Source organism: Pedobacter sp. Leaf216, assembly GCF_001421515.1.
Lineage (GTDB): Bacteria > Bacteroidota > Bacteroidia > Sphingobacteriales > Sphingobacteriaceae > Pedobacter.
In genome coordinates this window covers 1-22,128 of sequence record NZ_LMKM01000037.1, presented here as the reverse complement: position 1 = coordinate 22,128, position 22,128 = coordinate 1, and the positions used below count along the sequence as shown (strand labels likewise).

The following is a 22,128-nucleotide window of genomic DNA, read 5'->3' as shown; positions in this document are numbered from 1 at the left end:
TTCAAAGTTAAATTCATAAATTATTTCTGCCAGTATCAATACTTTAGCTGATATGCGATGGCAAATATAGCGTTTGAAATGGGAAAACAAAAAATAATGGCACTTAATTTGCCATTATCGTGTTTTTATTGCCAACAACACTTATTTTGTATCATAAAATTAACATTTTGAAAAAGTTTCGCTTTCTAATTTTACCGTTTATTTTGTTTATTTCTGCCTGTGGATGGTTTAAAAGCCCGCCCGAGATCGGTAAAGTGTTATCTGAGCATTTTAAAAATAAAATTTACAAAGATTTCGATACTGTAGCTTATGATAGCATTTTTGTAAAGACAATGGACAGTCTTTCAGCTAAATTTGTTAATCCTAAAACGATTAAGGCTTTTTATGCCAATAATTATACACAGCCTAGGCTGGTAACTCAATTCTACATCAATGGTGAATTAGATTCGCTCGTAAACTATTTAAATCAAAGCCAGGTACACGGTTTCAACCCTAAAATTTTTAAAGGTGAAGAAATTAAAGGTTTACTGGATGAATTAACTGCCAATAAATTTAAAAAAGTTGATGAAAGTTATCCTGTAATTGCCAAACTGGAGCTGTTATCGGCAAATGCCTATTTAAATTATACCAATTACCTCAAATACGGAGTGGTTAATCCGCGTGCAATTTTTTCGCGTTATTACATCAAGGTTAAGCGTCCGGATAGCCTGGGAATGATTAATTTTTTAAACAGTAAAAGCCTGGTTGATAGCTTAAGATCTGTTCAGCCAAAATCAGCGCAATATAAAGCGTTACAATCAGCATATTTAGCGGCAAATAGCGAAGACGAAAAGCGAATTTTACTTTTAAATATGGAAAGGTTTCGCTGGAAAATGCCGGAGACAGGAGATACCTATGTGCAGGTAAATATTCCTGATTTTAGATTAACCTGGCTGGATAAAAAAGATACCGTAATTTCAATGAAAGTATGTGTAGGTGGCAAGCGAGAAAATGGATATGATGAGAAGTTAAAAGCCTTTGCAAAATCGGGCAATTTGGATGATAAACCTAAGAACCACGAAACGCCATTGTTGTTCAGTAAAATCAATTCTATTCAGGCCAATCCAATCTGGAATATTCCGGTAAGTATTGCACAAAGTGAGATCTATTGGATGGCCCGAAAAGATCCTTTTTATTTATCTAATAGTAACATCAAAGTTTACTATAAAGACAAGCTGATTGGAGAGCCGGATACAATCAATTGGAGCAAGTATTCGCGTGATAAATTACCCTTCAAATTTAAGCAAGGTTCGGGTGGTGGAAATGCCTTAGGGAAGTTCAAATTTATCTTCGATAACAGCTCTAGTATTTACCTTCACGACACCAATAATAAAAATGGATTTAACCTTACTAACCGGGCCATCAGTCATGGTTGTGTGCGCATAGAAAAACCGCTAGAATTTGCCGAACTTTTGGTAAAGGATTCTTACACTTATGATAAGCTTAGGGCAGAGGTAGATTTGCCACCGATCGATAGCACACATGTAAAATGGTATAAAAAACGGATGGCGCAAAAGGCAGATACCACCAAAGCTTTTCAACTTAAACCAGCATGGTTCGGACCGAAAAAAGCTGTGCCATTAATTATCACTTATATTACGGCCTGGGCGCAAAATGATAAGATTGAATACAGACCTGATGTTTATGGTATGGATGAAAAACTTTGGGCTGCGATGAAAAAGTATCGCTAAGAAAGCTTTATTTTGCAAAATGGAAGAGACCCCTGCATTCAATAATCAGGCTGATATCGTAAATAGTGCCATTAGATTTATAAATTCTTGGTTTAAACAATCGAAGGCCATCACCAACGAACTGAATGATTTTTTTATCCTCCCGGGTAATAAAATTATCGGCAAGGATGTAATTATTGGACGTTTAAAAGGTGTGTTCGGTCGTTCTGATGAATATGTTGGCGGTAGATATGATATTATCGATGTTAATTTTGAATTAATGAACGAAGGCAAAGGTATGGGCTTTGTTGAAGGCGTAGCTGGTTATAGAGCTGTTATCCAAAAACAATCAAAAATTATAAGCGGGCCTTTCAAACTTTACTTTGCATTATATAACGGCAGCTGGAAAATTGTAAATATTGAATTTCCGGGGTTTAGTTATTAGGTTAATAAGATCAATGCACTGAATCGTCATTGCGAGAAGGCTTTTTCAGCCGGCGAAGCAATCTTGATGTCATTACTAAAATCTATTTTGTAAGATTGCTTCGTCGTTCCTTCTCGCAATGACGATTCTTTTTATTAGAATCCATAATATATTCATCTTAGGGCTATAACTTATCAAACTTAAAGTAACATTGATAATAGTTAATAACAAAAGTTATTCGCAGTTCCATAATTTTTCTATCTTTGGTTTTTAATGAATTTCCTTTATCCGGGCTTTCTTTTCGCACTAATATCGGTTGCCATTCCGGTTATCATTCATTTATTCAATTTCAGGAAGTTTAAAAAAGTTTATTTCTCTAACGTTCAGCTTCTAAAAGAGGTAGAACAGCAAAACTCTTCCAAAGAAAAACTTAAAAACCTGTTAATACTGCTTTCGAGGGTTTTGGCTATTGTGTTTTTGGTGCTGGCATTTGCCCAACCCTATATACCAGAGCAAAATCAAAAAACAACTGCCGCTAATAATTTAGTGAGCATTTATATCGATAATTCTTACAGTATGGAAGCCATCAATAAAGATGGTAACTTGCTTGATGAAGCGAAAAGAAGAGCCAAAGAACTCATGAAAAGTTTTGGTATCAATGATCGTTTTCAACTGCTAACCAATAATTTCGAAGGAAAACACCAACGACTTTTAAATGAAGAAGAGTTTTTAAAAGCCCTTGATGATGTAAAAATCTCTGCAGCGAATAGAAACCTGCAGCAAATTCTGAACCGGCAAGCAAACATTTTGACAGGAGCAAATAACAAATACAGTTTTTTAATTTCTGATTTTCAGAAAAATATTTCAACGAATAAAAAGCTAGAAACCAAAACTGATATTCAATATTCATTTTTAAAACTGAATGCCAATACATTACCCAATGTTGCAGTTGATAGTGTTTGGGTGCTTTCGCCAAATCATCAACCCGGTGCCAATGAGCGATTGGTTGTACAGTTAAAAAATTATTCAGAAGAAGAAGCAAAAAACATCCCCTTAAAATTAAGCATCAACAACCAACAAAAAGGTTTAGGTGCTGTAAGTATTCCCGCTGGTAAAACAGTTAAAGATACCTTGAACTTTTCCGGATTATATGCAGGATGGCAAAAAGGCATCATTAGCATTAAAGATTTTCCGGTAACTTTCGATGATACCTTATCATTTAGTTTTAAAGTAGACGAAAGTTTCCCTGTATTAAGTATTAACGGGCCTGGTGCAGGCAATTACATTAAAGCACTTTTTGCCGCCGATCGTTATTACAAATTAACCGAAAATGCTGAAAGCAATGTTAATTATAGCAATTTTGCCAACTATGGATTAATTGTTTTAAATGGGCTAAAAAATCCATCAACAGGATTGGCACAACAGTTAAAAACTTTCCTTAATGCCGGTGGATCTGTGGTTCTGTTTCCTGATTTAGATGCTGATTTTCAGAATTACAATTCATTTTTAACTGCTTTATCACTTCCTGCAATTCAAACACTAAATACAACAGCAACAAAGGTTGATCAGATCGATTTGCAAAATCCGATCTTCAAAACTGTTTTTGAAGAAATTCCAAAGAATTTAGATCTGCCAACTGTTAACCGTTATTATTCTTTTGTTGAGAAAAATACCTCGAATAAGGAAGATATTATGTTATTGCCCGGCAGGAAACCTTTTTTCTCAAAATATGCTGTTGGTAACGGACAGGTTTATTTATCAGCTTCTGGCTTAAATGCCAATGAAGGAAATCTGGCCCGTCATCCGGTTTTTGTGCCTTTAATTTACCGCTTAGCCTTAAGTGGAGGAAATGAAACACCTTTATATTACAATCTGGGCAATGATAATGCCCTGGCCAGTAAGAAGATTACGTTGGGTAAAAACCAAAGTTTAAAAATTACCGCAGACCATTTCGAAGCCATTCCCGAAATCCGTCAGGCAGATGGGAAAACACTGATTTACATCGCCGATCAAATAAAAAATGCGGGTTTTTATAACCTGAAACTTGCTGATTCATTAGTTGCTGTTTATAGTTTTAACAGTGGCAGAACCGAATCTGATATGCATTATTTGAGTAAGGCAGAACTTGATCTGTTGGCAGGTAAAAGTAATTTGAAAATATTCGATACCGATAAAGATGCCATTAAATTAATTGCCGGTGCCAATAAAATCGGCCGAACTTTATGGAAACTTTGTCTAATTTTGTCGCTGATTTTTATTGCAGCAGAAATTTTGCTCATCCGATTTTTTAACAACACAAAAAAAACAATATGAATCTCCTGGTTAAAAATGTAACCATTGCCGATCCGCAAAGTAAATTTAACACTCAACAATGCGATGTTCGGGTAGATAATGGTAAAATTAAAAACATAGGTAAATTAACTGCCGATAAAAACGAAACGGTTTTTGATGCTCAAGGTGCCTTTTTAACTCCAGGTTTTTTCGATCTAAATTGCGTAGCCGGCGATCCGGGGTTCGAAACCAAGGAAGATATTCAAACCTTAACCGCTACAGCAAAGGCTGGTGGTTTTACCGGATTGGCTTTATTACCACAAACAAGCCCGGTTGTACAATCAAAATCTCAGGTAGAATATGTAATTAACAGGGCAAAAAACAACTTGGTTGATGTTTTTCCGGTAGGAGCAATAAGCCAGAACCGTGAAGCAAAAGAACTTGCCGAACTTTTTGATATGCAGCAGGCTGGTGCTGTAGCTTTTTCTGATGGTGATAGGGCCATACAGGATGACGGTTTTATGAGCCGTGCTTTGCAATATGCCAAAGGTTTCGATGCGCTTTTAATGGTTTACCCCGAAAATAAATCCATTGCAGGGAAATCGCAAATAAATGAAAGTAAAAACTCAGTGCTTTTGGGCATGAAGGGTTTACCCGCGCTTGCCGAGGAAATGCATATTGCACGCGATATTTTCCTGGCAGCTTATAACGATACTAAAATTCACATCAGCAATATTTCTACCGCAGGTGCAGTAGCATTGATCCGTAAGGCTAAAAAAGATGGGGTGCAGGTTACCTGCGATGTAACGGCGCATCACCTGGTGTTTACAGAAGAACTTTTAAGCGATTTTGATAGCAATTACAAAGTTAAGCCACCACTACGGGGAAAAGCAGATTTAAAGGCACTAATTGCCGGTTTAAAAGACGGAACCATTGATGCCATAACTTCGCAGCACCGACCAGAGGAAATTGAATTTAAAAATGTGGAGTTCGAAATTGCTCATTATGGCCTTATAGCTTTGCAAACTGTACTTCCTTTGTTAATAAAAGCAGGTTTGGATATTACTTTAATTGCTGAGAAATTGGCTATAAATCCACGTAAATTGTTAAATTTAGCTGTTCCGGTAATAGAAGAAGGAGCTGAAGCTAACTTTACCGTTTTCAATACGACAGAAAAATGGTTGTATAATGCTGCAAGTAATTATTCAAAATCGGCAAACAGTCCGTTATTGGGTACTGAACTTACAGGAAAAGTGAAGTTGGTTTATAATAACAATCAGTATTCGGAAAGTTAGTTGAAAATATTTGGCTGTCATTATCATGGATAGTTGCTGAAATAAATATTGCATGATCCACTATTGACATTAAAAAATCCTTAAATCCAAAAAATCTTAATCATGGATAACAGAGTAAAAAAAGCGCTGAGCGCAACCATTAATAAATATGCTGAGGTTTCGGCAACCAACGTAGAAGGTTTTGAGACAGAATTATTGGCTGCTTTCGAGCTAGATGTTAATTTTTTAGATAAAGCGGCTGCTTTTGATGCCGTTTTTGATGCGCATCATAAATTTGAAGAACTACGAGAAGTATTTTTCGATTTATTAATGGTAAACTTCTTTAGCAGTGATGTACAGAAACTGGAAGAAGATTACCTGGAAAGTGATGAATGGGCAAATATAGAAGAAGAGACCATTGATAGGGGAACAGAACTCTTAAACCTTCTGTTGTATATTAAAGAATGCAAGGACGAAGATTTAGATCCCGAATTGGGCGATTTCTTAAAAGAATTTTTGTTGGTGGAGGATGATGAGTTTCAGGATGAATTTGAGATTTACGAAGAACTGATCAGCAATCAGCAATTGGCCGAGAGCAGTGTGGAAGAAATTTGCAAAACGGCAGCAACGCTAAATATCAGCGAAGAAATGCAAGAATTGTTTGTTCCTTTTATGGCTTTTTTCCTTGATGTAGAAGGTAGTGCAGAAACAACTAAAGAAATAATTCAGTTTAGCCGTAACAAATCATTCGATTCTGCTACTTATATATTAATTACAACAATTAATAACTAAATTAAATTAATCATGGAACAACAGATACTTCAGGAAGAAAAGAAACCCAATGCATTGGCATTTCAAGTAGCAATTGCTTTTGCCTTTTACACTTTAGCATTAATATTCATCATGAACCTGCTTGGTGTAAGTGCACAGGTAGAAGGTACACCAATTTGGCAAAAAGTAATTTCAGTTATCCTGTCGTATGGTACTTTTATTTTGGCAATTTACTACGCTCAGAACAAGCATAAAAATGAATTGGGTGGTTTTATAACTTACGGTAGAGCATTTTCTGCCGGTTTTAAAGTAGCTGCGTATTCAGGCCTTTTTATTGGTTTATTAATGATGCTCTATTATGGCGTTATAGATAAAGGTGCGTTACAAAATATTTTGGATATTCAAATCAAAGCCGCAGGGGATAACGAACAGACACTTAAAGGGGTAAATATGATGAGCAAATATATGATCTATATGATTGCATTCGGATCTGCTATAACCTATACGCTGATTGGTTTGGTAATTAGCTTAATCACTGCCGCAGTAATAAAAAAAGATAGAGTTTAATTTCCTTATAAATTTTGAACGTGCAGGTTTTATCATTTAATTTGATGAAATTTGCACGTTTTAATTTAAACAAACCTCGCATGTTTTTTAAATTTGCGGGGTTTATGCTTAAAAAATGGATATATCAGTTGTAGTACCCTTATTTAATGAAGATGAATCTTTGCCAGAATTAACGGCCTGGATTGATAAAGTGATGACAGACAATAACTTCAGTTACGAGGTTATTTTGGTTGATGATGGCAGTACCGATAGATCTTGGGAGGTAATTGAAGAATTAAGGCTTCAAAATCCTGCCATAAAAGGCATTAAATTTAGGCGTAATTACGGTAAATCTGCAGCACTAAATGTAGGTTTTGAGGCTACACAGGGCGATGTGGTAATTACCATGGATGCTGATTTACAGGATAGTCCGGATGAAATTCCTGAATTATACCGAAGGATTAGAGAAGAAAAACTCGATATTATATCCGGTTGGAAAAAGAAACGTTACGATCCGATTACGAAAACAATCCCTACGAAATTATTTAATGCAGCTACCCGCAAAATGAGTGGCATTGAGCTGAATGATTTTAATTGTGGGTTAAAGGCTTACCGAAGCGATGTTATCAAAACCATAGAAGTATATGGCGAAATGCACCGTTATATTCCGGTAATAGCCAAATGGGCAGGATTCAGTAAAATATCAGAGCAGGTGGTAGAACACCGAGCCCGTAAATATGGCACAACAAAATTCGGTTTCAGCAGGTTTATCAATGGCTTTTTAGATTTACTTTCCATATTTTTTGTTGGTAAATTCGGTAAGCGGCCAATGCACTTTTTCGGCTCTTTGGGCGTATTGAGTTTCTTTTTAGGAATTGTAATGTCGCTTTACGTACTTATAGAAAAACAAATTTTAATCTGGAAAGGCTTACCTTATCGTGATGTAACCGATCAGCCTTTGTTTTATTTGTCACTGGTTGCCATTGTTGTAGGATCGCAGATGTTTTTAGCTGGTTTTATCGCCGAGCTATTATCACGCAACGCACCAGAAAGAAACCAGTATTTAATAGAAAAAGAAATTAAATAAGCTGAAAGACTAAAGCTTAAAGCATAAAGCGCTTTGGTCTTTAGTCTTTTAGCTTTCAGCTTAAAGACATGTTTTTCTCCATCATTATTCCCCTTTATAATCGTCCACAAGAAATAGACGAGTTATTAAATACCTTAACTAAACAAACTTATTTGCAGTTTGAAGTGCTGGTTATTGAAGATGGTTCCAAAAACGATGCGAAGGCAATTGTAGCCTCTTATGCTGATAAACTGGATATTAAATATTATTTTAAGGAAAACGCCGGACAAGGTTTCGCACGTAATTTTGGTTTTGAACGGGCCACAGGTGATTACTTTGTAATTTTCGATTCGGATTGTTTAATCCCTTCAAATTACCTCGAAACGGTTAAAAATTATTTATACGAGCATCATTTAGATGCTTATGGTGGCCCGGATGCTGCGCATGATAGTTTTACTCCTGTGCAAAAAGCAATCAGTTACGCCATGACATCACCTTTCACCACTGGTGGTATCCGCGGTAACAAGCAGCATGTAGGGCAATTTCACCCCCGTAGTTTTAACATGGGTGTATCCCGCCAGGCTTGGGAAAAGGTAGGTGGTTTTATATTAACCCGATTGGGTGAGGATATTGAGTACAGCATCCGGATTCATGAAAACGGATTTAAAATCGGCCTGATTCCAGAGGCAAAGGTTTATCATAAACGTAGGACAAGTTTTAGCCAGTTTTATACGCAATTACACTTTTTTGGAAGGGCAAGAATTAATATTTATAAACATTTTCCAAAAGAATTAAAGCTTGTACACTTTTTTCCAGCATTATTTACTTTAGGCTTTGGTTTCACTATTTTGTGTAATTTTATTTATCCACCGCTGGCATATGTTTGTAACTTCTTCTTATTGATTTACTTTATGTTGATATTTTTTCATTCATGGTCTGTAAATAAATCTTTAAAAGTTGCATTTTTGAGCATTATATCTTCATTTATCCAATTAACCGCTTATGGTTTAGGATTTATACAGGATTTATTTAAACGAGTGGTATTTAAACAACAATGATCAATTATCTAAAAGAAAGTACGTTCGCCGTTAATGATGTAATGCAAAAGGCATGGAGCATTACCAAAAAACACTATTTCTCGATTGCTACGCTATGTTTTTTAATGTTTATTACGGCAAGTGCATCAAGTTTAATGGCCTTTTTTATAAAGGACGTAAGCAAAGCGCTGAGCGTTATTATGGTAATTATTTTTGTACTGCTTTATTTTACCATCAACCTTTCGCTGTTTAAATATATTTTCCATTTAATGGATGATGAAGAAAACGATGTAAAAATTGTAGATACACTTCCAACGAGGCAACAAATTATTAGATTTTTAGTAGCCACTCTTTATTTTGTAGGTTGCATCCTTGGTGTTTACCTGGTGGTTATACTTGTAGCTTTTCCATTTATTTATACAGGAATTAATGTTGCTATTGTAAAAAATGTAGCCATTTCGGTTGGTATCATAGCTATTTTTATTACTTGGTTAAGAATTTCATTTTTCCCGTTTTTTATCATCGATAAAGGTGCAACACCATTTGATTCGATTAAATTGAGTTTAGCTACTACCAAAGGAAATTTCACTAAAATTTTATTGTTATTGGTTGTTTTAGGTGGAGGATATTTAATTTATCTATTGCTAAACTACCTGCAATGGCCGCTTGTTGCTTTCATTGTAAATATTTTAAGTTCATTTATCATTGTTCCGCTTTCCAGTGTAGCTTTAACGGTTGCATACCGTAAAATTTCGGGTGAGTATAAAGGCGATGAGCATCCGGATATTTTGCATAATATCGTTTAACCCCCTAAACCCTGAAGGGGGCGAAAATCAGATTAAAAATTTATGGAAAAAGAACAGAACCATAGAAAGGAAAAGTCCCCTTCAGCGGGGTGGGGGCTTAAAGCAGCATTAAGTAAGCCCTTTGCGGCATTTGCAGTTTGGCAGATTAACAAATGGAAGCATAATGCCGTTAATGCTCAAAATAAGATCCTGAAAAAGCTTATTGAGGAGGCCAGACATACAGCGTTTGGGAAAGATCATCATTTTTCCGATGTCAAAACCTATGATGATTTTAAAAAATATGTTCCTGTTCAGGATTATGAAGGACTAAAGCCTTACGTAGATCGTGTGGTGGCAGGAGAACCGGATGTACTATGGAAAGGGAAACCACTTTATTTTGCAAAAACATCAGGCACCACATCTGGTGTAAAATATATTCCGCTTTCGAAAGAATCGATGCCTGAACACATCAAAGCTGCCCGTAATGCCATACTAACCTATATTCATGAAACTGGCAAAGCCGATTTTGTAAACGGAAAAATGATTTTCTTACAAGGAAGCCCGGTTTTAACTGTAAAAAATGGAATTAATGTAGGCCGTTTATCAGGAATTGTAGCCCACCATGTGCCCGCTTACCTGCAAAAAAACCGATTACCTTCTTACGAAACCAATACAATTGAAGATTGGGAACAAAAAGTTGATGCCATTGTGGAGGAAACCCTCAATGAAAATATGACCTTGATTTCGGGGATTCCACCCTGGGTACAAATGTATTTTGACAAACTTTCAGAAAAATCCGGTGGAAAGAAAATTGGCGAAATATTTAAGAATTTTAGTCTTTTTATATATGGTGGGGTAAATTTTGAGCCTTACCGTGCTAAAATTGAGCAAAGTATCGGCAAAAAGATAAATGCGATAGAAACTTATCCAGCATCTGAAGGATTTATTGCTTATCAGGATTCGCAGAAAGATAAAGGCTTACTCTTGTTGGCTGATGCAGGTATTTTTTATGAGTTTGTGCCTGCCGATGAATATTATAATGATAACCCGACAAGATTATCGCTTGGAGAAGTAGAATTAGCTATCAATTACGCATTGATTTTAAATACCAATGCAGGTTTATGGGGCTACAGCATTGGCGATACAGTGAAGTTTGTTTCGAAAAATCCTTATAAAATTGTAGTAACTGGCCGGATAAAACACTTTATTTCAGCCTTTGGCGAACATGTAATTGGCGAGGAGGTTGAGCAGGCAATTTTGAGTGTTGCAAACCAGGAGCAGGTAGAAATTACAGAATTTACAGTTGCGCCTCAGGTTAATCCAGCATCTGGGCAACTTCCTTATCATGAGTGGTTTATAGAGTTTTCGTCTGCACCAAAAGATATGCTTGCGTTTAGCAAAAAAGTTGATGAGGCTTTGCAAAAGAAAAATATTTATTACTTTGACCTGATTGAAGGAAACATCCTACAGCCATTGATTATACGTACTTTGCAAAAAGATGCTTTTGTAAATTACATGAAAAGTGAGGGGAAACTAGGCGGACAAAATAAAGTGCCGCGTTTAAGTAACGATCGGAAACTGGCAGACGGGTTGGAGAAGTATATTGTTTAATTAATCTTACTCGATTCGTATCTTCACGAAACGAAATGAGAAAAATGATTACTGGAAACAAGAACCATGGCAATGAGATGTAGCGATCTTATTAAACAAATCAGATTGCTTCAGCGCGCTCAAGTTCAGCTTCGCAATGACGAAGTACAGCGAGAAGGATAGGGGCAAGTGGAAAACAAAAAAATTAGATAAAATGCTTAATTAAACTTAAGCATCATGATATTAAAAGAATTTGAAAAGAATAACAATACTTGGTTCTACAGGCAGCATAGGTACGCAAGCACTTGAAGTTGTTAGAGACCACCCTACAGTTTTTAAAGTAACGGTATTATCTGCATTAAAGAATTCGGAATTACTGATAAAACAGGCATTGGAATTTAAACCCGATGTTGTGGTAATCTGTGATGAAAGCAAATATATTGAAGTAAAAAATGCCTTATCTGCGCTAAATATTAAAGTTTTGGCTGGCGAAGCTGCTTTATCCGAAGTTGCTGCCTACCAGGAAAGCGATGTGGTATTAACCGCTTTAATGGGATCAGTAGGGCTAGAGCCAACCATTACCGCCATAAAAGCAGGAAAAGATATTGCGCTTGCCAACAAAGAAACTTTAGTGGTAGCCGGAGAATTGATAACGAAACTGGCCGTTGAGCATCAGGTTAAAATTTTACCTGTAGATTCTGAACACTCGGCGATATTTCAGTGTTTGGTTGGCGAAACGCAGAATGAAATCGAAAAAATCTATCTTACCGCTTCGGGAGGCCCATTTTTAGGTAAAAGCAAAGATTTTTTATCAACTGTAAAAAAAGAGCAGGCGTTAAAACATCCCAACTGGGTAATGGGAGCAAAAATCACGATCGATTCTGCTTCTTTAATGAACAAAGGTTTAGAGGTAATTGAGGCGAAATGGCTGTTTGATCTTGATGTAGATCAGATTGATGTAATTGTTCATCCACAATCCATTATCCATTCTATTGTGCAGTTTACCGATGGTTCGATGAAAGCACAACTCGGTGTTCCGGATATGAAACTGCCCATTCAATATGCTTTAAATTATCCCGATAGGCTAAAAAACGATTTTAAGCGTTTTAACTTCTTAGATTACCCAAATTTTAGCTTTCAAAAAGCCGACATGGAAACCTTTAGGAATTTAGAACTTGCATTTACTTCTTTACGAAAAGGGGGGAACATGCCTTGTATTTTAAACGCGGCGAATGAAATTGTTGTAGCGGCATTTTTGAATGATAAGATCGGTTTTCTGCAGATGAGTGAAGTTATTGAACAGTGTATGGCTGAAATCAGTTTCGTGGAAAAACCACAATTGAGCGATTATTTAGAAACTGACAAACATAGCCGTATCTTAGCCGGCGAATTAGTAACAAAAAATATAGTTTAACATCTAACATAAAAATTTTATAAGAAAATATGAATGGATTGATTATGGCGGGGCAGCTGCTGCTCGGATTGTCTTTATTGGTAATATTACACGAATTAGGGCATTTCTTGGCAGCCAGGGCATTTGGTATTAAAGTAGAAAAGTTTTATTTATTTTTTGATGCCTGGGGTTTCAAACTTTTCAGTTTCAAAAAAGGTGATGTTGAATATGGTGTGGGATGGTTACCACTTGGCGGTTATGTGAAAATTGCCGGAATGATTGATGAAAGTATGGATACAGAGCAAATGGCTCAACCTGCGCAACCATGGGAATTCCGCTCAAAACCGGCCTGGCAACGCTTAATCGTGATGCTTGGTGGTATTATCGTAAATGTGATAGTTGGTATTTTTATCTTTTGGATGCTGACTTTTAATATCGGACAAAATTATACAGTTAACAGTAAATTAAATGATGGTATTTCTGTTGGCGCAATCGGTAAAGAAATTGGTTTAAAAAACGGAGATAAAATTTTAGCGATTAATGGCAATAAACTGATCCGTTTTGAGGATGCGATATCAAGTAAAGTTTTATTTGATGGCGCGCAGTTAACCATTTTAAGAGGTAATCAAACACTTTATATTTCCGTTCCGGATACCATTTTAAATAAGATTTCTAAAAACGATAAAGAGAATTTTATTTCTCCGCGTTATCGGATGGAAAGTGTAGATAAAGTGAGTGCACCGGATGAGAAAGCTGATAAACCTTCGTTCTTTGATAAACTATTTGGACGGAAATTTGAAAAGCCAGTTTACCCGGCCTATGCTGCAGGCATTAAACCCGGCGATAGTATTTTATCGGTTAACGGCAAACAGATTACCTTTTTCGACCAGTTTAAAGAAGAAGTTTCTACAAATAAATTAAAACCAATTACCATTAATGCCTTGCGCAAAGGCAAAGCGATTACATTCGATCTTAAAGTAGGCAAAGATGGCACAATTGGAATTGGCCCTAATTTAAAAATGCCTGAAACTGCACACGTGGATTTCGGTTTTATCGAATCGCTCCCTGTTGGTGCAAATATGGCATGGAGTACTTTTTTAGATAACGCAAAAGGTATTGGTAAAATGATTACCGGGAAATTAAGTGCCCGTAATATCAGCAGTCCGATTGGAATTGCCAAAGTATATGGAAGTACATTTGATTGGGTTAAATTTTGGACGCTAACGGGATTAATTTCTATGGCATTGGCATTTATGAATTTATTGCCTATACCCGGGCTTGATGGGGGCCATGTGGTGTTTCTTTTAATTGAAATGGTACAACGTAAGCCTGTAAGCGAAAAAGTGTTGGAAAAGGCCCAAATCGTTGGTTTTGTAATCCTGATTTGTTTAATGGTGTTTGCTTTTGGTAATGATATTTTAAAATCTTTCGGTAAGTAAAATCAAATTGATATAATTGCCGCAGATGCACAGATTGGAATCTTCAATCTGAACATCTGCGGCTTTTTAATTTAATAAGTATCATGAGCGAAGCAGTACAACAACCTAATTATTTCGAATTTTACGATCTTCCCATACAGTTCAAACCAAACCAAAATGCTGTAAAATCAAAATTTTATGCTTTGAGCAAACAGTTTCATCCCGATTTTTATGCCAATGAAAGTGAAGAGAAGCAGCAGGAAGTACTCGATCTGTCAACTTTGAACAACAAGGCCTACCAAACACTAAGTAATGCTAAAAAGCGCTTAAAATACGTGCTTGAACTAAAGGGGATTGTAGCAACTGATGAGGCTTACCAACTTCCCCAATCTTTTTTGATGGAAATGATGGATGTAAACGAAGTTTTAATGGATTTGGAATTTGAGCCGGATGCAGAAAAGCTTGAGCAGGTAAAAAGAGATGTTGCATCAATTGAAGAAGATTTGGCAAAGGAATTAAATGATCTTATCAATCAGTTCGATAGCAACCCTGAAGCATCTGATGCATTATTACCTTCAATAAAAGATAATTTTTACCGCCAAAAATACATTGATAGGATTAGAGAGCGACTGGTGAAATAGGAGTGGATGGAAGATTTTGAATGGAAAATGGATGAGGAAGTTAGGCTGTAAAGTCAGGTAGCAAAGGTCTTAAGATAAAGCCCTGAACCTTCTACCTTCAACTTCTTTAAAACACTCAATTGTAAAATCATTTTTTAGTTTTTGTTAACCAGTGGCTTTATTATACTTTCGGAAAAACAATCAGATCAATGAATAGTTCCCTTTCTATTTTTCGTAAAGTAGCCGTAGCAGAAGGTATATCCTATTTGCTCTTGTTATTTGTAGCCATGCCTTTAAAATATTTTGCAAATTTACCTTTATATGTAAAGTATACCGGTTGGGCACACGGATTATTATTTGTGTTGTATGCAGCTACTTTAATTTTAGCCTGGCAAGAGCAAAAATGGAAGTTTGGTAAAGCCGTTCTGATCTTTTTAGCATCACTTTTGCCGTTTATACCCTTCGTGGTAGACCGCAAATTGAAAGATGAGCGACCAAAATAATTGTGCTTCAGTGAGTTAAAATTAATTAAAAATAATTTTGTGAATTAGGGTTTCGTTATCTACATTTGCAACCCCGTCCAACAAGAATGCCCGGATGGCGGAATTGGTAGACGCGCTGGTCTCAAACACCTGTGGGAAACCGTGCCGGTTCGACTCCGGCTCCGGGTACTAACCGGGCTCAAGCCCAAAACCTTAAAGGGTTGCTCGTTAAAAAGCAACCCTTTTTGCTTGACTTTCAGTATGTTATCGTTGAACGTCGGGTCAATAAAAGCGGTTCTAAACATATCGTCACCCCATACCAGATTATCTTTGAACACCCCCCTCATCAGCGTATGCTTCTGTGTAATGTTGCCTTTTTGATAAATCTCATGGAGGTTAGTTAGGTTAGGTAAAATTCGGTCAATAAGCTCATCCTCGTTTCGGATTTTAGATGGTTGATTTCCACTTAATGAATATTCAAGCATTGCCTTTTCTTCTTTGTATTTTTGAAACCAGGTTTGATAGGTCGAACTCTCTATCTCATTATTCATCAATCGTTCTTCAAGCTTGAAAATCTTTTCGTTTAGCTCATGAAGCTTTCTGATTTTATTTTGATGTTGTTCTTTCTTTAACTTCTGCGGCTCTATCAATAAGGCCTTTGCTGTTTCCCTAACAAATTGGACTTGATGGGTAGAGAAGCTTAAGCCTTTTAATACCGCTTCGATAGCGTCATGCAACTTGTTGCCTGCTAAATTATAATTCGTATGCTCTGTACAACGATAATACAAGTAATAGCTTTTACGGCCTTTAGTATATCCAGCTGTCATTCCCTTTCCACACCAACATTTAAGAATGCCCCTCAATGGAAAATCCTCCGCTGGTTGGACACGTGTTTTTCTCTTGCTTTTATTCAACATATTCTGCACCAGCCAATACTCCGCATCTGAGATTATCGGCAAATGGATAGACTTCACAAATTTCTCTGGCAGTTCCTGAAAGGGTGGGACCCTGATTAGTCCTGCGTAGACACAATTCATAAGGATCTCCTGGATAGCAGACTTGCTGGTTCTTGTAAAGCCTAACGCTTTGACATTTTTATAAATGATATATTGAGGAATGCCGATGATAAATTCCCTGAATATTCGCTCAACTATTAAAGCTTCGCCTTGATGGATCTCTATTAGGTTTTTTCTAGTTCCATCAATAATATTCCTATAACCATAAGGTGCCCTTCCGAGATAACGGCCACTTTCCTTTGCATTTCTGACGCCCTGCTTTGTACGCTTGCGAATATTAAACAATTCCTTATTGGCCATCATGTACTCAAAGGCTCGCTTAATGAATACGTCTGGATCGGAGGTGTCCAGATCAATCCTTTCATTTGTGGAAAGCACTTTGACTCCATATTTGGCTTCCAGCTCACCGATTTTCATCAACGCCTCCGGAAGGTTTCTGCTGAATCTGTCATGGTCAAGTACGATGATATAATTACATTGACCTTTGTAGTTCTTTAGGTATAGCTCCAAGGCACGATAATCAGGGCGGTCGAATGTGTAACTTGATTCCCCATTATCCTTAAACAATCCGATAATGTTTAAGTTGTTGCGTCTACAATATTCTTTTATTGATGATTCTTGATATTCTAATGATTTTGATTGATCCTTACTGCTCAATCTCATATAACCTATAGCGTTCATAATTCCTCCCTTAAAGCTATTTCTACAATAATATTTGCTATTAAAGTTAGCATTATCTTTTCTTCTTCGGTAATTTTGCTCTGCTGTTTGTTATTGTTTCTATACAAGCTACTGCCAAATGTTTTTGGTAATTCTTCAACAATAAGGATTGGTTTAAGTATATTTTTAATGTCCGTCTTTGATTTCATAATAGCTCTATTATACCCTATCGCAATAATAAACTGTGTATAAAATATTCTTACGTACTCCCTATAGGGATCCCTACGTAATTCTTTTCAAAGCAATCGATCTTTCTCTTATCCATTAATTTTTAAATCTGCAAATCTATCGCTGAGCTGCTATTTATCGTTCAAGGGTTTATAAACGGCTACGCCGCCCTTGAGCGATAAGCAGTCAGCGCAATTTCTTGGGCAGTTAAAAAATAAATGTATCGCTATGGAAACACTATCAGCATTGCTAAATGAAACTGCAGTAACCCAGTATTTGGAAGAACATTATCATGTGAGTTATGAACGTGAACTCCTTAATGAGATTTTAAAAACCATTCAACAAAATGACCTTAAACAATTGAAGTGGTTCCACCAATTTGGTGACGGCTTGAGAACCATTATCTTCAATGTCTATGCTTTTCGTTGCGGTTTAAAGTTCGGATTTGCCGAAATTGATTTTGATGAATATGGTTGGCTAACAAGACCACTATTCTTGGATCAGGAAGAATTGCGTTTCGGATTGACTGAAAGAGACCGATATGGCAGTTATAGCACCGTTACCTTAGGAAAAGGACCTAACAATAAATGGACTTATGGCATGAGCATTGCCTATGGAACAGCAGGTTCATCATCAGGAATTTGTGTTTATACCCCCATTTTTAGCTCAAGGGAAGATGCACTACATCATGCGATTCAAAAACTTAAAAATGCAATGGCTTCAAAAGTAGGAAATAAGGATACTACAAATTATAATCAAAAAATTATTTTAGCAACATTGAGGAGTATTGAAAAGATCCAGGTCGCAGAAGTGCAACTATGTTTTTTTTAATTTTTATAGTAGCTTTTAATTTATTTAATAAAATGAATATCGGAAAAACGGTCTTTAAAGAATTGTTCGGCGAAAACGTAATGGGTCATTTTGATGCATTCAACTTACTGCAGAGAGGATTAATTATCAATCTGAGTTAGAGGTCGGAAATAGGAGGTTAGTCGAATTTACATTTGCCTTTAAGAAAATTCGTAAACATTCTAACTGACGTCTAAGACATGATGTCAGTTATTAGTTTCTGGCTGAATATTTGTTGTCTAATAATTGCCTCTGGTGTAGTCCATTGGATGTGTTGTTTAAGTTACTAATTCTTTGGAACAGTTCCAAAGAATGTTGCAGTTTATTATAAATATCTGTTAAATCAATTCTTATCCTTATAGACAGTAAGATAAGAACAATAGATGTTTGTAGAATGTAATTCAGTATGCTCATAACATTATAGTTTAAGTTTAAAAAGACCTTACCAAAAGAAATTTTGGAATACCCGATCTGCGACGAAACATGCAACGAAAGGTTTTGGGGGGAACGGAAGTCAATATCAGATGATTGACCGGTAATCCTAAAAAGGTTGAGCAGGCGTCGGTTTGTTCAATGTGTAGTGCCGCACTTTTAAAGGTGATCGGCCATGGGCGGATTTGGGTATAACAGGGGTTCAAGTCCCCAAATGATTGAAGGCGGTCATTTACTGAGCAATGAATATACATTGTGCATTGGCTAGAGTGTTAACTCTGATGGATTTCTCTAGCTGATGTCCCATTAAAAATTATGATTATTGATGCTATATATACTGATGAGCTTTGGGAACGTTTTGCGGAAAAGGTAAAGAAATCTGATAAACCCAAGACATACAAGCAATTTGACAATGTTTTTGACTTTGCCAAATCGGGGAACAAAATTAGGAAACTTCTCAAGGATCCCACTCTCAATACAATTGCTAAATATTCATTTACACCGCACTTAAAAATCCTGGCCAAAACACCAAGATATAAATTTGACGAAACAATCGATGCCTATGATTTGGAAACAAAAATACGGCCCATTTCATTCCCATCACATATTGATTCCTATATCTACTCCTTTTATGCTTACGCACTAACCGAGGCCTACCAAAAATACATAAAAAAAGAAAAATTCGATAATTGCATCCTTGCTTACCGTTCTGACCTCGGAGGCGACTGCAACATTCAATTTGCTAAACGCGCTTTCGATTCTGTTAAAGAAATGGTTGCTAAGCATGGCAAATGCACGGCTATTGCTTTGGACATAACCGGTTATTTTGATAATATTGACCACAAACTTTTAAAAGAAAAATGGTGTGAGGTAATTGGTAAAAAACAACTCCCACTCGATCAGTATAAAGTATTTCGATCCCTGACAAACTATCGATATGTAGGAAAAGCTAGTTTTTTAAAACATTTTGAAATTGATATGCTAAAAGCAGATAAGTTTTTCAATTTATTAGATCTGATCTCAGATGATATTGCCGGATCAACTTATTTAGAAAAATTTGAACTGATCCGCCGTAGACAGTTGATTGTGCTTAATAAGCCCAAAGTGAACGACGATGGTTCGCTCTCTTACAGGGGTATCCCTCAGGGATCACCTATGAGTTCAGTTTTATCAAATATTTATTTAATTGAATTTGACAGGTGGCTCACCAGATTAGGTAAGCAAATGGATTTTCACTATTTCCGCTATTGCGATGACTTGCTGTTGATCTGCAAATCTGAAAATGCTGTTTATTTAAATAACGAGGTTGTCGATGAGATAAAGCGTAAGGACAAATATCATCTGACCATACAAAAGAAAAAAACCGAAGTAATCGAGTTTAGGCCAGACAGTAGTGGGAAAATTCGTTCATTTGATATCAGGGGTGAAGGTAAGAAAGCTACGACAAAAGTTAATGAACAGAAATTTTATAGAAATCTCCAATACCTTGGTTTTGAATTCAATGGAAGGAATATTTATGTTCGGCCAGCAAGCCTCTCCCGATATTTTAGAAAAGCCAAGGGGCGCGTGCTTAAAACTATGATGATGGCATATGGTAAAAAATCTAAAAAGGAAAAAATTTCTAAAAAACAACTTCACGGTCGTTATACCCATTTCGGCGATCGCAACTTCATCACTTACGCTCAGAATGCCGCTCAGGAGCAATATATAACGGCTGCAGGTATTGTTAGAAAAGGAATGAATTCAACATCGATTAAGCGACAACTTTCTGCACACTTTAGTATTCTCGAAAGAGAGATGGCAAAAACCAGCAGCGAGTTTGCTAAACAAAAGAAACGAATCGCAAAACGTTAATTTTAAATTTACCAATGCCCATACAATTGTTGTCCACTTTTTAGTATGTTTATGTGTGAAAGTAGCATATCATTTCAAATGTTCAGATATCACCGGTTTTTACGACAAGCATTTTTATGAATTGCTTTTTCGAAAGTATTTAAAAATGGAGGGCGTTAGTCTCTCTAGTAAAGTGCTGACTGGTGATCTTATTCTTGGCGACATCAGAGATGTAGATGAACGTCTGTTCGTCAACCGGCTTGTAGGTTTTCCTTTTGATACCTGGAAACGCATTTCTTATGATAATGCAAAAGTGATGCTTAGAGAAAATATCTTTATCATCTGCTTTGAAACGATAGGCAAGTCTGTTGCTCAACAAATACATACTTTCCTAAAGGACGAAGAACATTACCTCGGGGCATTCGAGATAGATCATTCCGATGAGTTGCAGTGGTATTGTTATGGGGAGTGTATTGGCCCTAAGTTTCGGATATTAAACAAGGACCTCTATATAATGGTGGATAATGATGATCCGGAAATGCGGGAATATGCTGCTGAAGAAAAAACTTTCTTTGAAGGCTTATTCTTTGCTCATGTGAAGATCGAAAACTCAAACTACAGATATAGTGTGTTTGATGACCATCATAATTACGAACATGCCAGGCGCGGGGCCGAATGGCGTAAAAGCGTTGATGCACTTTTTGCCAGTATTAGTGATGAAATTACAGGGAAACTGATTGATGTTGCTCCAGATCTTACTAATAAACTATGGGCATTGACAAGTGCATTTGACGCTGCATTAGTAGGAGAGCAGTATGCTCACGTGATGACTTCATGTAGAAGGGTTTTTGAGTATGTGACCGGTTGCTTATTTCCGGCAACTGAACAAATTATAGACGGGAGATCATTAAAGGAGGATAAATATAAGAATAGGTTAATGGCTTTTGCCACTAAACAACTGCAGAGCAAAACCAATGTCGAGATGATTGTTTCTGCCACCGCCACACTTTTCAAAGAATGGGAAAAATTATATGCACTTTTTAATAAGGGTGTTCATGATGAGACCCATAGAAGCGAATGTAGAAGGTGTATAATCCGAACGGTTTTGCTGCTTGATGATATCATTTCACTTAGGGTTGAACCGTTTCAGACTAATATTGTAAGTGATAAATGGATCAATGATCTACACGATAAATACAAATAGCTTTATTTTTAGATATACCCCTTAAATTGCTCCAGTAAATTCGGTTACTGATACATATTATTCGATAGAAGCTAATGATGATGCATATGCATAAAATTGATCGGGACTGTATACAGCGGTTGAAATACCGAGCTTCTCATAGACCAGTCTAGCCTTGTCCGCACAGCGTTTGTCAATCGTAATGAAATAGTCGCAATGAGCGGCATAAAAGCAATGCAAGGCATCGTCGATCATGTTTGCGAAACGCTCATCTTGTCTGTAGCCTTTTAGATCAGTTGTCGTAAATAGCTTCATGATTTTGTCGTAATCGAGATTGGCTGAGTCTTTAAATTTGGGTGAAGCGTGTTCCCATAGCTCGTCCCACGTGAGGTATTTAGGTTTGCCCGAAAGATTTGACTCCGCAGAACTGAATAGTTTTCGGTGGATATTCCGACCCATACTACACCACCCATTCCGAGGCATAGTGCACCAGTCATTCCGAGCCAAAGTACACCAGTTTTTGTTTGAGGTAATAAAATAT

The 22,128-nt window shown here is 36.6% G+C and carries 19 protein-coding genes, 1 tRNA gene and 1 pseudogene; 18 read left to right on the top strand and 3 right to left on the bottom strand.

The window, feature by feature from the left end:
- Positions 1-167 precede the first annotated feature (167 nt).
- The 15 genes from ASE74_RS22625 to ASE74_RS22555 all read left to right on the top strand — a co-directional run bounded on the left by ASE74_RS22625 (position 168) and on the right by ASE74_RS22555 (position 15,575).
- The gene (locus tag ASE74_RS22625) at positions 168-1,730 is read left to right on the top strand and encodes a L,D-transpeptidase family protein (protein WP_055914949.1); all 1,563 of its coding nucleotides are present in this window, start codon (positions 168-170) and stop codon (positions 1,728-1,730) included.
- A gap of 19 nt (positions 1,731-1,749) precedes the next feature.
- Positions 1,750-2,154, top strand: a complete 405-nt coding sequence (locus tag ASE74_RS22620) for a hypothetical protein (protein WP_055914500.1) — start codon at positions 1,750-1,752, stop codon at positions 2,152-2,154.
- A 252-nt stretch (positions 2,155-2,406) separates the two neighbouring features.
- A complete protein-coding gene (locus tag ASE74_RS22615; protein WP_055914497.1) occupies positions 2,407-4,446 on the top strand; it encodes a BatA and WFA domain-containing protein in 2,040 nt (679 codons plus the stop codon).
- Complete coding sequence (locus ASE74_RS22610; protein ID WP_055914494.1) at positions 4,443-5,699, top strand: dihydroorotase family protein; 1,257 nt, start codon at positions 4,443-4,445, stop codon at positions 5,697-5,699. The genes ASE74_RS22615 and ASE74_RS22610 overlap by 4 nt, the downstream gene beginning before the upstream one ends.
- A 102-nt stretch (positions 5,700-5,801) precedes the next feature.
- Complete coding sequence (locus tag ASE74_RS22605) at positions 5,802-6,470, top strand: hypothetical protein (protein WP_055914491.1); 669 nt, start codon at positions 5,802-5,804, stop codon at positions 6,468-6,470.
- 12 nt (positions 6,471-6,482) lie between these two features.
- Positions 6,483-7,016, top strand: a complete 534-nt coding sequence (locus ASE74_RS22600; RefSeq protein WP_055914488.1) for a DUF4199 domain-containing protein — start codon at positions 6,483-6,485, stop codon at positions 7,014-7,016.
- 115 nt (positions 7,017-7,131) lie between these two features.
- Complete coding sequence (locus ASE74_RS22595; RefSeq protein ID WP_055914485.1) at positions 7,132-8,082, top strand: glycosyltransferase family 2 protein; 951 nt, start codon at positions 7,132-7,134, stop codon at positions 8,080-8,082.
- 68 nt (positions 8,083-8,150) lie between these two features.
- Positions 8,151-9,119: a glycosyltransferase family 2 protein gene (locus tag ASE74_RS22590; RefSeq protein WP_055914483.1), complete on the top strand. Its 969-nt coding sequence runs from the start codon at positions 8,151-8,153 to the stop codon at positions 9,117-9,119.
- The gene (locus tag ASE74_RS22585; protein WP_055914480.1) at positions 9,116-9,904 is read left to right on the top strand and encodes a hypothetical protein; all 789 of its coding nucleotides are present in this window, start codon (positions 9,116-9,118) and stop codon (positions 9,902-9,904) included. The genes ASE74_RS22590 and ASE74_RS22585 overlap by 4 nt, the downstream gene beginning before the upstream one ends.
- A 42-nt stretch (positions 9,905-9,946) precedes the next feature.
- Positions 9,947-11,494 carry a GH3 auxin-responsive promoter family protein gene (locus tag ASE74_RS22580; RefSeq protein ID WP_055914477.1) on the top strand — a complete coding sequence of 516 codons (1,548 nt, stop codon included), beginning with the start codon at positions 9,947-9,949 and terminating at the stop codon, positions 11,492-11,494.
- 232 nt (positions 11,495-11,726) lie between these two features.
- Positions 11,727-12,887 (top strand): 1-deoxy-D-xylulose-5-phosphate reductoisomerase, encoded by a 1,161-nt coding sequence (locus tag ASE74_RS22575; RefSeq protein ID WP_055914474.1) that lies wholly within the window; start codon positions 11,727-11,729, stop codon positions 12,885-12,887.
- Between the two features lie 29 nt (positions 12,888-12,916).
- Entirely contained in the window at positions 12,917-14,305 is a 1,389-nt protein-coding gene (locus tag ASE74_RS22570) for a site-2 protease family protein (protein ID WP_055914471.1), read from the top strand.
- Between the two features lie 83 nt (positions 14,306-14,388).
- On the top strand, positions 14,389-14,925 hold the full coding sequence (hscB, locus tag ASE74_RS22565; protein WP_055914468.1) for a Fe-S protein assembly co-chaperone HscB: 537 nt from the start codon (positions 14,389-14,391) through the stop codon (positions 14,923-14,925).
- Between the two features lie 188 nt (positions 14,926-15,113).
- Positions 15,114-15,407: a DUF3817 domain-containing protein gene (locus tag ASE74_RS22560; RefSeq protein WP_055914465.1), complete on the top strand. Its 294-nt coding sequence runs from the start codon at positions 15,114-15,116 to the stop codon at positions 15,405-15,407.
- A gap of 88 nt (positions 15,408-15,495) precedes the next feature.
- A tRNA-Leu gene (locus tag ASE74_RS22555) sits at positions 15,496-15,575 on the top strand.
- Between the two features lie 728 nt (positions 15,576-16,303).
- Here the strand turns inward: ASE74_RS22555 and ASE74_RS25570 are convergent.
- Together ASE74_RS25570 and ASE74_RS22550 are read right to left on the bottom strand one after the other, a co-directional pair.
- Positions 16,304-17,065, bottom strand: a pseudogene (locus tag ASE74_RS25570) (recombinase family protein); the annotation flags it as partial.
- Positions 17,066-17,079: 14 nt separating this feature from the next.
- Positions 17,080-17,271 carry a hypothetical protein gene (locus tag ASE74_RS22550; RefSeq protein ID WP_055914462.1) on the bottom strand — a complete coding sequence of 64 codons (192 nt, stop codon included), beginning with the start codon at positions 17,269-17,271 and terminating at the stop codon, positions 17,080-17,082.
- A gap of 247 nt (positions 17,272-17,518) precedes the next feature.
- On the opposite strand from ASE74_RS22550, the gene ASE74_RS22545 reads away from it, so the two are divergent.
- The 3 genes from ASE74_RS22545 to ASE74_RS22535 all read left to right on the top strand — a co-directional run bounded on the left by ASE74_RS22545 (position 17,519) and on the right by ASE74_RS22535 (position 21,608).
- Positions 17,519-18,121 carry a hypothetical protein gene (locus ASE74_RS22545; protein WP_055914459.1) on the top strand — a complete coding sequence of 201 codons (603 nt, stop codon included), beginning with the start codon at positions 17,519-17,521 and terminating at the stop codon, positions 18,119-18,121.
- Positions 18,122-18,886: 765 nt separating this feature from the next.
- Positions 18,887-20,425, top strand: a complete 1,539-nt coding sequence (locus tag ASE74_RS22540; protein WP_055914456.1) for a reverse transcriptase/maturase family protein — start codon at positions 18,887-18,889, stop codon at positions 20,423-20,425.
- Between the two features lie 55 nt (positions 20,426-20,480).
- Positions 20,481-21,608 carry a hypothetical protein gene (locus ASE74_RS22535; protein ID WP_157255507.1) on the top strand — a complete coding sequence of 376 codons (1,128 nt, stop codon included), beginning with the start codon at positions 20,481-20,483 and terminating at the stop codon, positions 21,606-21,608.
- 57 nt (positions 21,609-21,665) lie between these two features.
- On the opposite strand, the gene ASE74_RS25295 is transcribed toward ASE74_RS22535, so the two are convergent.
- The coding region (locus ASE74_RS25295) for a hypothetical protein (protein WP_235526197.1) at positions 21,666-22,128 on the bottom strand (463 nt) is incomplete at its 5' end.

What these genes read in the sequence shown, in the direction of transcription:
- ASE74_RS22605 (WP_055914491.1), top strand. Translation starts at nt 5,802, where the DNA reads ATGGATAACAGAGTAAAAAAAGCGCTGAGCGCAACCATTAATAAATAT.
- ASE74_RS22560 (WP_055914465.1), top strand. Translation starts at nt 15,114, where the DNA reads ATGAATAGTTCCCTTTCTATTTTTCGTAAAGTAGCCGTAGCAGAAGGT.
- ASE74_RS22585 (WP_055914480.1), top strand. Translation starts at nt 9,116, where the DNA reads ATGATCAATTATCTAAAAGAAAGTACGTTCGCCGTTAATGATGTAATG.
- ASE74_RS22600 (WP_055914488.1), top strand. Translation starts at nt 6,483, where the DNA reads ATGGAACAACAGATACTTCAGGAAGAAAAGAAACCCAATGCATTGGCA.
- ASE74_RS22610 (WP_055914494.1), top strand. Translation starts at nt 4,443, where the DNA reads ATGAATCTCCTGGTTAAAAATGTAACCATTGCCGATCCGCAAAGTAAA.
- ASE74_RS22595 (WP_055914485.1), top strand. Translation starts at nt 7,132, where the DNA reads ATGGATATATCAGTTGTAGTACCCTTATTTAATGAAGATGAATCTTTG.
- ASE74_RS22590 (WP_055914483.1), top strand. Translation starts at nt 8,151, where the DNA reads ATGTTTTTCTCCATCATTATTCCCCTTTATAATCGTCCACAAGAAATA.
- ASE74_RS22550 (WP_055914462.1), bottom strand. Translation starts at nt 17,271, where the DNA reads ATGAAATCAAAGACGGACATTAAAAATATACTTAAACCAATCCTTATT.
- ASE74_RS22620 (WP_055914500.1), top strand. Translation starts at nt 1,750, where the DNA reads ATGGAAGAGACCCCTGCATTCAATAATCAGGCTGATATCGTAAATAGT.
- hscB (WP_055914468.1), top strand. Translation starts at nt 14,389, where the DNA reads ATGAGCGAAGCAGTACAACAACCTAATTATTTCGAATTTTACGATCTT.
- ASE74_RS22545 (WP_055914459.1), top strand. Translation starts at nt 17,519, where the DNA reads ATGGAAACACTATCAGCATTGCTAAATGAAACTGCAGTAACCCAGTAT.
- ASE74_RS22570 (WP_055914471.1), top strand. Translation starts at nt 12,917, where the DNA reads ATGAATGGATTGATTATGGCGGGGCAGCTGCTGCTCGGATTGTCTTTA.
- ASE74_RS22615 (WP_055914497.1), top strand. Translation starts at nt 2,407, where the DNA reads ATGAATTTCCTTTATCCGGGCTTTCTTTTCGCACTAATATCGGTTGCC.
- ASE74_RS22580 (WP_055914477.1), top strand. Translation starts at nt 9,947, where the DNA reads ATGGAAAAAGAACAGAACCATAGAAAGGAAAAGTCCCCTTCAGCGGGG.
- ASE74_RS22540 (WP_055914456.1), top strand. Translation starts at nt 18,887, where the DNA reads ATGATTATTGATGCTATATATACTGATGAGCTTTGGGAACGTTTTGCG.